The sequence below is a fragment of the Undibacterium sp. Dicai25W genome (assembly GCF_049340505.1).
In the GTDB taxonomy this organism is placed as follows: domain Bacteria; phylum Pseudomonadota; class Gammaproteobacteria; order Burkholderiales; family Burkholderiaceae_D; genus Undibacterium; species Undibacterium jejuense.
In genome coordinates this window covers 47,305-61,210 of sequence record NZ_JBMPOQ010000020.1, presented here as the reverse complement: position 1 = coordinate 61,210, position 13,906 = coordinate 47,305, and the positions used below count along the sequence as shown (strand labels likewise).

General features: G+C 45.5%; 10 protein-coding genes and 2 tRNA genes. 8 read left to right on the top strand and 4 right to left on the bottom strand.

What is annotated here, in order from left to right:
* The first annotated feature begins 281 nt into the window (after nt 1-281).
* Both ACO0KY_RS16910 and ACO0KY_RS16905 read left to right on the top strand, forming a co-directional pair.
* Nucleotides 282-357 (top strand) — tRNA-Val (locus tag ACO0KY_RS16910).
* Between the two features lie 36 nt (nt 358-393).
* Nucleotides 394-470 (top strand) — tRNA-Asp (locus tag ACO0KY_RS16905).
* Between the two features lie 143 nt (nt 471-613).
* On the opposite strand, the gene ACO0KY_RS16900 is transcribed toward ACO0KY_RS16905, so the two are convergent.
* Complete coding sequence (locus tag ACO0KY_RS16900; protein WP_423047990.1) at nt 614-1,522, bottom strand: recombination-associated protein RdgC; 909 nt, start codon at nt 1,520-1,522, stop codon at nt 614-616.
* A 174-nt stretch (nt 1,523-1,696) separates the two neighbouring features.
* Here ACO0KY_RS16900 and ACO0KY_RS16895 point away from each other — a divergent pair, with 174 nt between their 5' ends.
* From ACO0KY_RS16895 to ACO0KY_RS16870, 6 genes are all read left to right on the top strand, one after another.
* Complete coding sequence (locus tag ACO0KY_RS16895; protein ID WP_423047988.1) at nt 1,697-2,212, top strand: DUF6622 family protein; 516 nt, start codon at nt 1,697-1,699, stop codon at nt 2,210-2,212.
* A 100-nt stretch (nt 2,213-2,312) separates the two neighbouring features.
* Complete coding sequence (gene argS / locus ACO0KY_RS16890) at nt 2,313-4,025, top strand: arginine--tRNA ligase (protein ID WP_423047986.1); 1,713 nt, start codon at nt 2,313-2,315, stop codon at nt 4,023-4,025.
* 118 nt (nt 4,026-4,143) lie between these two features.
* A complete protein-coding gene (locus tag ACO0KY_RS16885; protein WP_186913936.1) occupies nt 4,144-4,821 on the top strand; it encodes an SPOR domain-containing protein in 678 nt (225 codons plus the stop codon).
* Between the two features lie 18 nt (nt 4,822-4,839).
* On the top strand, nt 4,840-5,547 hold the full coding sequence (locus tag ACO0KY_RS16880; RefSeq protein WP_186913937.1) for a thiol:disulfide interchange protein DsbA/DsbL: 708 nt from the start codon (nt 4,840-4,842) through the stop codon (nt 5,545-5,547).
* A 76-nt stretch (nt 5,548-5,623) separates the two neighbouring features.
* Entirely contained in the window at nt 5,624-6,409 is a 786-nt protein-coding gene (locus ACO0KY_RS16875) for an SDR family oxidoreductase (protein WP_423047983.1), read from the top strand.
* A 2-nt stretch (nt 6,410-6,411) separates the two neighbouring features.
* Complete coding sequence (locus tag ACO0KY_RS16870) at nt 6,412-7,215, top strand: helical backbone metal receptor (RefSeq protein WP_423047981.1); 804 nt, start codon at nt 6,412-6,414, stop codon at nt 7,213-7,215.
* A 93-nt stretch (nt 7,216-7,308) separates the two neighbouring features.
* On the opposite strand, the gene ACO0KY_RS16865 is transcribed toward ACO0KY_RS16870, so the two are convergent.
* The 3 genes from ACO0KY_RS16865 to ACO0KY_RS16855 form a co-directional block, all read right to left on the bottom strand.
* The gene (locus tag ACO0KY_RS16865; RefSeq protein WP_423047979.1) at nt 7,309-7,728 is read right to left on the bottom strand and encodes a response regulator; all 420 of its coding nucleotides are present in this window, start codon (nt 7,726-7,728) and stop codon (nt 7,309-7,311) included.
* A 28-nt stretch (nt 7,729-7,756) separates the two neighbouring features.
* Nucleotides 7,757-12,559, bottom strand: a complete 4,803-nt coding sequence (locus tag ACO0KY_RS16860; protein ID WP_423047977.1) for a response regulator — start codon at nt 12,557-12,559, stop codon at nt 7,757-7,759.
* A 282-nt stretch (nt 12,560-12,841) separates the two neighbouring features.
* Nucleotides 12,842-13,507 carry a methyl-accepting chemotaxis protein gene (locus ACO0KY_RS16855; RefSeq protein WP_246447469.1) on the bottom strand — a complete coding sequence of 222 codons (666 nt, stop codon included), beginning with the start codon at nt 13,505-13,507 and terminating at the stop codon, nt 12,842-12,844.
* Nucleotides 13,508-13,906 lie beyond the last annotated feature (399 nt).

Here is a 13,906-nt window from a genome sequence, read left to right as displayed (position 1 = left end):
CATCCCGAACAGGACCGTGAAACGACTCTGCGCCAATGATAGTGCTGCAACCAGTGTGAAAGTAGGTTATCGTCAGGCTCCCCAATGCTACCCCTCTCTGTGAAAACAGTGAGGGGTTTTGCTTTTAAGTGAGAATACTAGATTTTTGTAAGTAGTATCCAGGAAATAAACGAAATTACTTACAAAGGTACTAGACAAATAGCAGTAAGCGTACTATAATATTGCTTCTGTTGATGTTGGTGACACAGCATCGTAGTAGTTATCTGACTAAGCAAGAATATGGGTGCTTAGCTCAGTTGGTAGAGCGGCGCCCTTACAAGGCGTAGGTCGGGAGTTCGAGCCTCTCAGCACCCACCACAGATAATTACAGTCAGAACAAGGTTTTCAGGTTTAGGAGTGGTAGTTCAGTTGGTTAGAATACCGGCCTGTCACGCCGGGGGTCGCGGGTTCGAGCCCCGTCCGCTCCGCCAGTAGAAGAAAAAACGAGTTGCTTAGGCAGCTCGTTTTTTTTTGCATTTTTCAAAGCGATACTCAATTCAATTCTCAACAACTGATTTTTAGGCCAATAAAAAAGACGAGTCCAACTCGTCTTTTTTATTAAACTTAAGAAAGTTTATGCCGCCTTTGCTGGTTCCAGTTCCCCATCCAAGGCGAACACGATATCATCCATCATCTTTGCTAATTCAGCAGTCATTAACATGAAGTCGGCATCAAAACGCTCTTCTTCGTTAGTACCTTTATCTTTATCTTCATCCAGAATGTCCAAAGGTTTAATGCGTTTGATGGTCAGCGTATCTGTCAGGACAAAGCTGATACGGTCGTCCCAAGTCAACGCAAGCTTGGTGCATTGTTTGCCCGCTGCGATGTGCTTTTGAATATCGTCTGGTTCTAGGGTATAGCGAACATAACGCACGGTTGCTTTGTCTTCTGTGGACGATTTCAGTTCTGTATCCTGATCGATCGTAAAGTCCTTAGGAGCTTCGTTACCAGCTAACCATGATGTCATCGCTGCTTGCGGTGAAGATTTAACGCGCAAGCCCTCCAATGGCAGTTTATCGCAGCACTTGAGCAACAGTTTAACCACTTCATCGGCGCGGGAGGGGCTGGACGCATCAATCACCAACCAGCGATTGACCGGATCAATCCAGACCGAGGTATTGCGTTTAACGCCAAATGCACGTGGCAAAAGTTCATCGGTGACTCTTTCTTTCAAGTCTTTCATTGCTTTACGGCCAGGAGCAAAACCTTGTTGCTCTTCTAATTCTAAAGCTCGGGCTTTAGTGACCTGATTGATCACACTTGATGGTAATAACTTCTTTTCAGTCGCCAACGAAATTAAAAATTGTTTATTGACGCTATGTACCAGCATCTCATTATTGCGTGGTGGCGCCCAACCCTGACTTTGCATTTCATTGGAAGCACATTGTGAGAATGCAATACGGGACAGTTGTGTATGTAACTCCTCAGCAGTGATTTGCCATGGAGAGGTAAGACGAAATATCTGTAAATTCTTGAACCACATAGCGTTTCCAAACAAAGAAAACCTGACATTCTACACGCGTCACCTGTGCAACTCACGCCGCTTACGCATCATTTGACGACTTTAATTTACGGCTCATCGCAATCTTCATGACGTGCTAAAAATGACTTGCCATACTAGCCTCACTTTCTGATTCAACCACACAAGGAGATCAACATGCTGCAAGAAATTCTGACACACACACCGTTATGGGTCTGGTTTATTCTCTTGTTTTTAGTTTCACGCGGCATGAAGGCGAGTAAGGATCGTGTGATGAGTTTTAAATCGATGGTGATATTGCCAGTCTTTATGTTGTTGTGGTCCTTGCAAGGGATTTACCAACATTTTGGCATGCAAGCGGCTGTGATTGTTTGTTGGAGCACCGGATGCTTGCTTGGATTAGGTCTGATATTTGTTTTTGGGAATAAGCAAGCGATGAGCTTGCTACCAGATGGCCAGTTACATATGCGTGGTAGCTGGAAACCGATGATATTGTTGCTGACCATGTTTTCAATCAAATATGTAGAGAACGTCATAGTGGCAATGAAGCCTGCACTAAAAACAGAAATCGGCTTTGTGAGTACTACCTGTTTGATTTATGGACTGATGAATGGTTTATTTTTAGCTAATTTACTGCGCGTGATATATCTCACCAGTATCAAGAACGCTTCAACGCCACCACAAACTGTGTGATCACAAGCATAAGCAGACGGACATGGCGCGGGGGAGACAGTATAATGACCGCTGTCCTTATTAAGATTTGTTGCGCGAAACGCAATGAACACGATGCGCTATGTTAGCTGAACAAAAACAAGAAATCCTGAATCTCCTCAAAAACGCGATTGCTCCGATATTGGAAGGCAGTGACTTAACACCTTCCATCTTGTTGGAGCGTCCTCGCGATCCAGCCCACGGTGACATTGCTTGCAATATCGCAATGCAAATCGCTAAGCCCTTGCGCAAAAATCCACGCGAAATTGCGAACACCATCGTGACCAATCTCCAGGCACTCAACAACCCGCTAATCGCAACCGTTGAAATTGCCGGACCTGGTTTTATTAATATTCGTGTCGCTACCGCTGCGAAACAGGCTGTGGTGAAAACTGTATTGCAGCAGGCCGCAAATTATGGCAAAAGCCAGCGTGGTGTTGGTCAAAAAGTGGTGGTGGAATTTGTTTCTGCCAATCCTACCGGCCCTCTGCACGTAGGTCATGGTCGTCAAGGTGCGTTAGGCGATGCCTTAGCCGCGCTGTTAGACGTACAAGGCTACGATGTCACTCGTGAATTCTATTACAACGATGCTGGCGTGCAGATTGGTAATCTGGCTTTGTCGGTGCAGGCACGTGCCAAAGGCCATGCGCCAGGCGATGCAGCCTGGCCTGAGTCCGCATATAACGGTGACTACATTGCAGAAATTGCACGTGATTTCTTAGATAAAAAAACGGTCTCCGCCAGCAATGGTTCACCTGTTACCGCCAGCGGTGATGTAGACGATATCAATTCCATTCGTGAATTCAGCGTGACTTATTTACGCCGTGAGCAAGATAGCGACCTGCAGGCATTTGGTGTTAAATTTGATCATTATTACCTCGAATCTTCTTTGTACACGGACGGTAAAGTTGAGTCTACCGTCAAAGCACTGACCGCCGCCGGTAAAACCTACGAACAAGACGGTGCACTGTGGCTGCGCACAACCGAGTATGGCGACGATAAAGATCGCGTCATGAAAAAGTCGGATGGAACGTATACTTATTTTGTCCCCGACGTTGCGTACCACGTGACTAAATGGGAGCGCGGATATCGCCAGGCGATCAATATACAAGGTAGTGATCACCACGGCACCATCGCGCGTGTTCGCGCCGGTCTGCAAGCCTTGAATGTTGGTATCCCACAAGGTTATCCAGATTACGTGTTGCATAAAATGGTTACCGTCATGAAAGACGGCGAGGAAGTTAAAATTTCTAAACGTGCTGGTTCTTACGTCACAGTCCGTGATCTGATCGACTGGTCAGGCAATGGCGATGTGGTGAAAGGCCGTGACGCCGTACGCTTCTTCCTGATTTCACGTAAAGCAGATACAGAATTCGTATTTGACGTTGACGTGGCATTGGCACAGTCTGATGAAAACCCGGTCTACTATGTGCAGTACGCCCATGCACGTATTTGTTCAGTGTTGGCGCAATATTCGACCGACGAAGCAGGCTTTGCTGGTCTGGTAAATGTTGATTTGTCACCTTTGGTCGCACCACGCGAAGCAACTCTGTTGGCAAAGCTGGCTGAATATCCAGAAGCATTAGAACGTGCACTTGATGAGCTAGGTCCACATCAGGTGGCATTCTATCTGCGCGATCTGGCAGGCGAATTGCATAGCTATTACAATGCCGAACGTGTATTGGTTGACGATGAAGCGACCAAGATGGCACGTTTGGCGCTGATGCTGGCTACACGTCAGGTCATTCGCAATGGCTTGTCTTTGATCGGTGTATCAGCGCCAAATAAAATGTAATTGTTTAATATCCTTGCATGCTTGTGTCGGCATCAAAGGCGCAGGCGTGCAGGTATTGACCTCAAATTTTCGTACTCTAGCAATGACACCAGCGTAATTATTTATTCTTCGGAGACGCATGAAATCTCATCATTCAAGCCTGCAAGGCCAACGGGGCAATACTTTAACGGGACTAATTATTGGTCTGGTCATTGGTCTTGGTATAGCGGTTGCGGTTGCACTATTAATTACCAAATCGTCGACGCCGTTTACCAACAAAGGATTGAAATCAGATAAACCGGATCAACCAGTCACGCAGTTACAGGATCCGAATAAGCCTTTGTATGGAAATAAAGAGACGACGAAAGAGGTAGCCAAGGAGTTTGTAAAAGATCCGAATGCACCTAAGTCAGCCGAAACGGCGGCTACGCCTGCTGGGACCCCACCGGTATCCACTATTTCCGCAGCTACTAAAACAGCAGTTGAAACAAAAGCAGAAACCAAACCTGCAGTGGATAAAACACTCGCAGAAAAGAACGACAAAGCTGCTGATGTTGCAAAGAATGAAGCGAATGACGACAAGTACATTTACTTCTTGCAGGCGGGTGCCTTTAAGGATCAGGCAGATGCTGAGGGCGCACGCGCTAAACTTGCATTAATTGGTTTTGAAGCGAAGGTCAGCGAAAAAAATTCTGACACAGGAACCATGTATCGCGTCCGCGTCGGGCCATTTAATAATGCAGAAAGTATGAACCGAACAAGAACTAAGTTGTCTGATAATGGCGTTGATGTTGCCGTTGTGCGAACTGTTAAGTAATTTTGTAAAGGAAGAATAATGCGTTTATTTAGTCATATTGTACGTAGTGTCATGCTGCTGGGATTGGGTTTAATTGCAACTGGTGCCGGTGCTTCACCTGCTGCGCCACAAAATGGCACTGAATATCGTGTCTTGTCCCGTCCCCAGGGAACGGACAGTGGGAAAAAAATTGAAGTCATTGAGTTCTTTGGTTACTTCTGTCCCCATTGCAATGCATTAGAGCCACATATCGAAGCCTGGGTCAAAAAGCAAGGCGATAATATCGTTTTCAAACGTATACACGTCGATTTTCATGATCTCGTTACCCAACAAAAATTGTTCTTCACTCTGGAAGCAATGGGAAAAGTGGATGAATACCAACCTAAGGTATTTGCTGCTTTCCACGTTGATCACAACAGCTTGAGAACCGATGACGACGTGATGCGCTTCGTTGCAAAATCCGGTCTCGATAAACAAAAGTTTTCAGAAATTTATAATTCTGTATTTTTTACTCAGAGTAAATTGACCCGTGCCAAACAATTGGCGGACGCATATCAAATCGATGGCGTTCCAACCATCGCCGTCGATGGACGTTTTGTGACTTCTCCTGCTCAGGCTATCAGTACCGTTGGTCGTGCTTCGGAAGACGCCCAAAATACTGCAGTACTGCAGGTGTTGGATTTCTTAGTTGCCAAGGCGCAAAAAGATAAAGGCCTGACGCCAACTGAGCCAGCGAAAAAGAAATAAGCCATAGTTACGATCGCCACTACGATCATCAGTCCGCCGTATACTTTCTATCCGGCGGACTTTTTTATTGGATCATATGAAAACTGTTTTCATTACCGGTGCGTCATCAGGCATAGGTGCTGCGTTGGCTAAGGCTTATGCACAACAAGGCGCAAGGTTGGGTCTGCTCGCCAGACGCAAAGAAAATCTCGAACAGCTACGCGCCAATTTACCGAATCCGGAGCGCCATCACATCTACGCAGTGGACGTGACCGACCACGCCGCAGTGGCGTCAGCTGCTGAGGATTTTTTGAAACAATGCGGACAAGTTCATATTGTTATTGCCAATGCCGGTATATCGGTCGGTACCTTGACCGAGCATCAAGGTGATTTGCCGGTCTTTGACCGTGTCTTTCAAACCAACGTAACTGCAACTGTCGCGACTTTTGCACCATTTATTGCTGCCATGAAAACCTATTCAAAACAAGAGAATTGTCGATTGGTTGGGATAGGCAGCGTGGCTGGCATACGTGGCTTACCTGGCGCCGAAGCATATAGCGCTTCCAAGGCCGCAGTGATTAGTTACTGCGAATCTTTGAGGGTGGAGTTGAGAAAAAATCGGATACGCGTGGTAACCATCGCCCCAGGCTATATTGATACGCCGATGACCCAGGTGAATTCCTATCCTATGCCATTTTTGATGCCTGTCGAAAGATTCGCGAACCAGGCTATTCAGACGATCGATGCTGGACGTTCTTATCGGGTTATACCCTGGCAAATGGGCTTAGTGGCAAAATTATTGCGACTATTACCTAATCCTGTCTATGATTTTTTGTTTTCCCGCGCGCCGCACAAAGCACGCGTCGAAGAAGCAGGAAAATAAAGATGCTGGCGACATCTTATTTGGTCGACGCGATAGGTCAACGACACCCATTGGCGAATAAGGCCGATACCCGCATTGTCAGTCTGGTGCCTTCGATCACTGAATTACTGTGCGATCTTGGTCTGGCTAGTTTGATTGTTGGTCGTACGGGATTTTGTATTCATCCCGTACAGATCGTACAAGCGATACCAAAAATCGGTGGCACCAAAGATGTGAATATAGAAAAAATTCGCAAGATGGCACCAACTCATCTGATCGTCAACATTGATGAGAATGAAAAGCCAACGGTAGACGCTTTAGTAGAATTTATTCCCCATGTAATTGTGACACATCCAATTACGCCCATGGATAATCTGGATCTATATCGATTATTAGGACATATCTTTCAGGTGGAAAAAGCGGCGACAAAGCTGATACGCGAATTTGAAGGAGCAAGTAAAGCTTTATTTGAAATGAATGCTTTTAAGTCTGAAAGAGTCGTGTATTGTATTTGGCAAGATACGTGGATGACGGTGTCTCAGGATACCTATATCTCAAATATGTTGCGCATGATCGCGTGGCAAACCTGGACACCAAAAGACGCTAAAAGCAGATACCCCGTTTTTCACTGGAACGATCAAATGGCACAAGAAATTGATCGCATTTTATTGTCTACTGAACCTTATCGATTTAATGAATCACATGTCGATGCCTTGGAACGACAAACCGGAAAACCAGTGCAACTGGTGGATGGCGAAATGCTATCCTGGTATGGTAGCCGCGCTATCGAGGGTCTGCAATATCTGGCTACACTCGTGAACACCTAAGCTACAAGCATTGCTTCAATAAAAAAATCCCCCAGCATTCGTTGTCGGGGGATTTCTATAAATTGCCCAAATAAACTACGTATCAGCTAAGGGTTATACCTTTGCATATAGTTTTTCTATTGCAGCCAGCAGAGCATCTTTTTGCAAAGGTTTTTCTATCGTACCTAAAAAATTCTGGCGTGCTAACTGCGCAACCAGCGAAGCAGAATACAAAACTTTTGCGCCTTGTCCAGACATCAATATCACGCCACCAGTGTAGTTGCGTTCTCCTAATTTTTTCATAAATTCGAAGCCATCAATATCCGGCATTTGTATGTCACATAAAAGTAAATCTGGCTTGGGATTGGTGTGATCAAAAATGGTGAGTCCACTTTTCCCGCCCAAGGCAGTGACGATATTTTTTATACCGCATTCTGCCAGCAAATCGGAAACAAATTCGATTTGAAAATCGTCATCATCGACAATCATCACGTGCAGATGCGCATTGTCGGAAGGAGAGAGAGAATCGTCCATAATTTCACCTATCTAAAAACCAGTTAAATTAATTTGTTTGTTGCGAATCTTGTTTAAGCTTCAGATCCCATTCTATTTTCCAATCCATAAATTCCTTCGCTGCCATTGGACGGGCGATAAAATATCCTTGTACCTCATCACAACCTGAGCCAGCGATTAAATCCCAATCTTGTTGTTTCTCTACACCTTCCGCGACTAAATTGAGCCGGAATATTTTTCCTAATTGAATACTGGAACCCAGAATAGCTCTGGCTGCTTCATCTTTGGTCGCGCCATTGACAAATGCGCGATCGACTTTGAGTTCGGTCACAGGTAATTGTTTAAGATTTTCCATCGTCGAAAAACCGGTACCAAAGTCGTCGATAGACAGGCCAAATCCCTTCAGGCGCAAGCGCGTTAAAATTTCCAGGCTCACTGTCAGATTTTCCATTAAACGACTTTCCGTTAATTCCAGTGTAATTTGATTTGGTTGTACACCTGCGTTACAGACGATACGTTCAAACTCCTCAGGCAAATCGAGTTGATCCAGATCGTCCATGGAAACGTTAACGGATAGTTTAAAGTCGTGCCCTTCTTTGAGCCATTTTCCGAGTTGTAACGAGCCCTTCTTGAGCACTTCATGGGTCAGGACATCGATCATTCCGTGTGCTTCCATGACCGGCACAAATGAAGCCGGGCCTATGATGCCGCGCTCAGGATGACGCCAGCGTGCGAGGCATTCGGCACCGACCACTTGTTTGTTAAAGACGGAGACTTTAGGCTGATAGAAAACTTCAACACAATCGTCAGCGATACCTTGCTGTAATTCCGCGATTGTCAGTACGGCTTCTTTTTTGTATTGAACACGTTCTGGCCGTGAATGCTTCTGATGTGCCAGAGCGAGTTCCAGAGAATCCTGCAACAATGGTTTTTTCAGCGCGGCCAGTAGATTCAAACCATAGGCCTTTACCAGACTTTCCGCTACTTTCAATAAGTTATGATCGACACCGCTAAGTAAGATCACCGAACCTGAATAACCGTGTTCTGCGACTAAACGCAAAAAAGTGATCCCATCCATGCCGTGTAAATGCAGATCACACAACAATAAATCAGGATTGTAGGTGCGTATCATCGTCAGTGCCTGATGCCCATCCATGCAAGACATAATGCGAGTGACACCGAGCTTGCGCAACGTCGTGCTGGCGATTTCGATGTGGTTTGCATCGTCTTCCAATACTAAAACGTGTAAATCAGAGTGAGATGCCGTACCGATCGAGTCAGTTTTTGGAATAATTAAATCCATATTGCCTTTGGATTTCAAATAAAGGCTAACAAAGGACTCAATTTTTTCAAACCATTCATGCATTTCGCTCACGATTTCAAGAGAACGATGCAGATTGGATTTATTTTTTAATTCTTCCAATTCGTGACACAGGTCGGCAAATTGATGTGCCCCGACAGTGCGTGCGCTGGATTTTAAACGATGTCCTAATGCTGAAAGAGTAATCTGATCTTTCGCATGGCAAGCCTCGTCCAGTTCTTGTAATCCTTTGCGTGCGGAGTCGACAAATTTTGACGCAAATTTTCCAATTTTTTCAGGTACCGCACCTAATTGCTTTTCTAAAACGCGTAAATCGATGCATAAATTTTTATCGAAGACAACTTGCTGCGGTGCTTCATACAACTCTGTAGTTTCATGCACTTCATTGTTATTTGACAGCCAACGTGTCAAGGTACTGTATAAGACTTCGGGCACAAATGGTTTGGCAATAAAATCATTCATGCCGACCCCCAGGCATTGCAAACGATCTTCGTTCATTGCGTTGGCGGTCATGGCGATGACTGGTAAGCGAGCGAATTTTTCTATACTGCGTAATTTGCGGGTTGCTTCCAACCCATCCATGATAGGCATCTGGATATCCATCAACACGCAATCGACAGGCTTTTTTCGTAAAATATCGATGGCTTGCTTACCGTTGCCAGCCAATAAAATGGTGAGTCCGGCAGCTTCCAGTAGTTCGGTGGCAATTTGTTGATTGAATTGGTTGTCATCGACCACCAATACTGTCAGTCCGCCGCGTTCTTTGGACAGTAACTGCAGACGTGTGTTGTTGAGTGCATCTATCTTCGCTTCTGGTATGGCGGCAACTTCTTTTGCAGCTGACAGGTGTACCGTAAACCAGAAAGTGCTGCCTTTACCCAATTCACTGTGCACGCCAACATCACCGCCCATTAATTTTGCAAGTTGCTTGCTGATTGCCAAACCTAATCCGGTTCCCCCATATTTGCGCGTTGTCGAATTATCCGCTTGTTGAAATGAGCGAAATAATTTGCTTTGTTGTGCCTGTGTCATACCGATGCCAGAGTCCTGTACTTCAAAGCGTACCAGCCAGCCATCTGCGGCATCCTGTACTTTTCGCACCCTGACGATGATCTCACCTTGCTCGGTGAATTTGATGGCGTTGTTGGTGTAGTTAATCAAAATCTGACTGAGGCGATGTGGATCTCCATGCATGTGATTTGCTAATTCTTTATCGACATCGAAATTCAAAGCAATATTACGACCAATGAGCTTATTACTCATCATGCTCGACAGATTATTCAGAATTTCCTCTAACCAGAAGTCCACCGCTTCCAGCGTCATCTTGCCTGCTTCAATTTTTGAGAAATCCAGAATGTCGTTGACGATATGCAGCAAGTGTTGACCGGATAGCTGAATCTTCTTCAGATAATCACGTTGTTTTGGATCACTGGTTGCTGCCATCGCCAGATATGTCATACCCAGAACACCATTCATGGGCGTGCGAATTTCATGGCTCATATTAGCGATGAAATTACTTTTCGCTTCATTGGCAGCTTCAGCTTGACGCCTTGCTTCCGCTAACTCAGTGGTACGACTGACCACCAACTCTTCAAGGTGGTGACGATGTTTATCTAACTCTTCACCGAGGCGTTTTTTATCGGTGATATCTTCTTGTACTGATACGTAATGACTAATCGTGCCGTCCGGCTGGCGTAGCGGAGTAATGATCGCATATTGGATAATCTCGCTGCCATTTTTGCGTTTATTATGAAACTCGCCTTTCCAGATATTTCCTTGTGAAATCGTTGGCACCAGAGATAATAAATGGTCGTCGTGATATTCATTGCAGCGGATAATTTTCGGATCTTTTCCGATAATTTCGTCGCGCGTATAACCGAAAGTTTTTAAAAACGATTCATTAACGTATTCAATGTGACGATTGACGTCCGTGATGATAATTGTCTCTGGGCTTTGCTCTACCGCCAGAGATAATTTGTGCAATTGTGTTTCGGCGATTTTGCGCTCAGTAATATCCTGAATCTGAAAGACAAAGTGGATTGCTTTTTCAGCCTTGTCTCTGACAACACTCACATTGAGTTGAGTCCAGACATCTTGCTGACGGCGATGCAGGTAGCGTTTTTCTAGCTGGTAACTTTGACGCACACCACTCACGATTTCAGAAATTAATCTTTGGTCAGATGCCAGATCCTCGATTGGTGTGAACAGGTCAAATCCCTGATTAAGAATATCGTTTTCGGACCAGCCAAGCATGTCACAAAATGCGTGATTGACTTTCAAAAAACGCAGATCGAGTCCTACTAACGCCATTCCTATTGGTGAGGCGACAAAAGTTTGCTCCAGGCGCTCTTCACTGACATGTCTCACTGCGTCGGCGAGTTTGCGTTCGGTAACGTCCTGCACAATGCCCGTCAGCCGCACGACTCTGCCGCTGGCATTCATGATGCGATTTCCGGGCATCGCCCAGATATGACGTATGCTTAAATCGGGCAAAATAATCCGGTATTCAAAAGCGGATGCCAGACTATGTTGTTTAAAGGTGTCTTTTTGGCGATTGATAATATGTTGTTGATCTTCTGGATGTACTGTATCAAAGATCATTTGCGCAATGTTGCCGCGATATTGCGTCAGGTCACGTTGCCAGATGCGTTGCATTTCATCCGACCAGGTGACTTTGTTGATATCCGGCTCCCAGACCCAATGCCCTACCTGGGCAATATGCTCTGCTTCACGCAAATCCAGCTCGCTTTGCCGTAATGCTTCTTCAGCATGTCTGCGCTCAGAAATATCACGTGTGACACCCAACATCATGATGCTGGATTTGATGGCATCGCGAATCGGTACGGCATGGGTTTCCAGCCAGCGACGGGTGCCCCTTAAACCAGTTATTTCAAACTCCAAAGTACCACTATTTCCAGATAACACGTCTTCAAACAGAGTTTGGAATGCATCCCGGTATTTCGGGTGGATGAAAGAAATTAAGCCGCGTTGCCGCACTTCGTCGATGTCCCGCACTTCTAGCATGGCAAGACCAGCGGCATTGATTTCTATGAGATTACCATCTCGATCAACGACATTTACACACTCTGGTTCTGCTTCAAAAATTGCGCGTAAACGCTGCTCGCTTAGGCGTAGTTTCTCTTCGGCACCATGTTTGTAGATGGCGAGTTCCAGACCGGCACGCAATTCACGATCGGTAAATGGTTTGATGATATAGCCAAATGCTTCGGATTCTTTGACACGATCAAGGGTGTCGTCTTCTGTTTGGGAGGTCAAAAAAACGACAGGAAGTCCTAATTCAGCGTGGATGGTATTGGCCGCTGTGATACCGTCGATTTTGCCGGCGAGCATGATGTCCATCAGGATAACGTCCGGATGTAGTTCGCGCGCGAGCTCGATTGCCTCTTCGCCGAAGGCAGTTGATGCGATGGCTTGGTAGCCAAGAATTTCCAGCTTGATCTGGATTTGCAAAGAGACTAATTCATCATCTTCGACGACCAGTACCTTAGACTTTTGTTTGGGTGAAAGCATTTCTTACTCCACGGCACAAATAGCGTAGGATTGACCACAAAAATAATCCTGTTACTAAGGACACGGGTGCATTAATTTGCAAAAACACTCCGTTATCGTTTTTATAAAATGGCTTATAACCAGGTGGGTTGCACATTGGCGGTAGGTGTATGGGAATAAATTCCTATTACGTGAACTTCCTATGTTGTCAGTTCTGGTTGAAGCTATTTTGCGTAAAGAGACTGTTGATTCTTGAAAATACAGGTAGGTCACCAACCCTGCGCTGCTTTTATTGATTGAAAATCAGAAAAAAGTAATTTCGGTTTCGTCAACAGTACTGGCTTCATTATCTTGTTGATGATGCCTATATTCATCGTTCATGGTGTAAGTCTTTTGCAGTTCCTCTAACCACTCACTGGTTGTTGGCAATTCACCATGAGCAGCAAAGGAAACGTTTTCCTGCATTTTGTTGATATCGGTACGCACGACATCCAGCATTTGTGCGATACGGTCTTGAAATTGTAAGCTAACTAACAGTTGCTCAATATTGCTGCGGATGACATTCCCATGTTCGCGCATTTGTTGGGCGGAATCCCCCATGATTTCAACGTGAGATAAGACATCTCGTACCACTGCACCAGAAATCTCTAACACCTTGCTATCTTGAACGGAGGCACGGTCGGCCGTCGCCAGCGCTGTTTTCATTACGCTAGAGACGTTTCGTACGCGCTCGCCCATGCGTTTGCCGGTTTCTGCGGACATATGCGAAAGCTTACGTACTTCACTAGCGACGACCGCAAAACCACGCCCGTGCTCTCCTACCCGTGCTGCTTCGATCGCTGCATTGATAGCGAGAAGATTGGTCTGTGCAGCAATTTGCCCCACTTCTTGCGCCATGGTGTTGAGTTCATTAGTCGATGCAGCCAAATCTCGAATACAGTGGAGCAGCTCGTCCTTGCTCTCTATCATTTTTCCCAGTGAGTCAATAACAGGAGTGAGTTCTTTTTTACACAGCTGCAATAATGTAATCGTTGCATCAGCCTCTTTCGATTTGCCAAGATCACTGACACCACCAAAACCGGCGGCGTCAAACTCATTAACCATCGATGAAAAACTTTGGATTAATTGCCCAACGGCATTTTCTGTTTGCTCTTTGACTGAAGTGACGTGGGCATTCCAGAGCGGCAGTACATGATGTAATAAATTCGGTAACTCAGACGCCGACTCGATGCCATAGAGCGATTCGGTTTGATTTGTTTCGTCAGATACACTTTGTCGGCGTCGTATCAAATCCCAGCCCATATAACCAACAGCAGCCATGATGAAGACGGCGGCGAACAGATTGGCAATGCTTATTTGATTCCATAA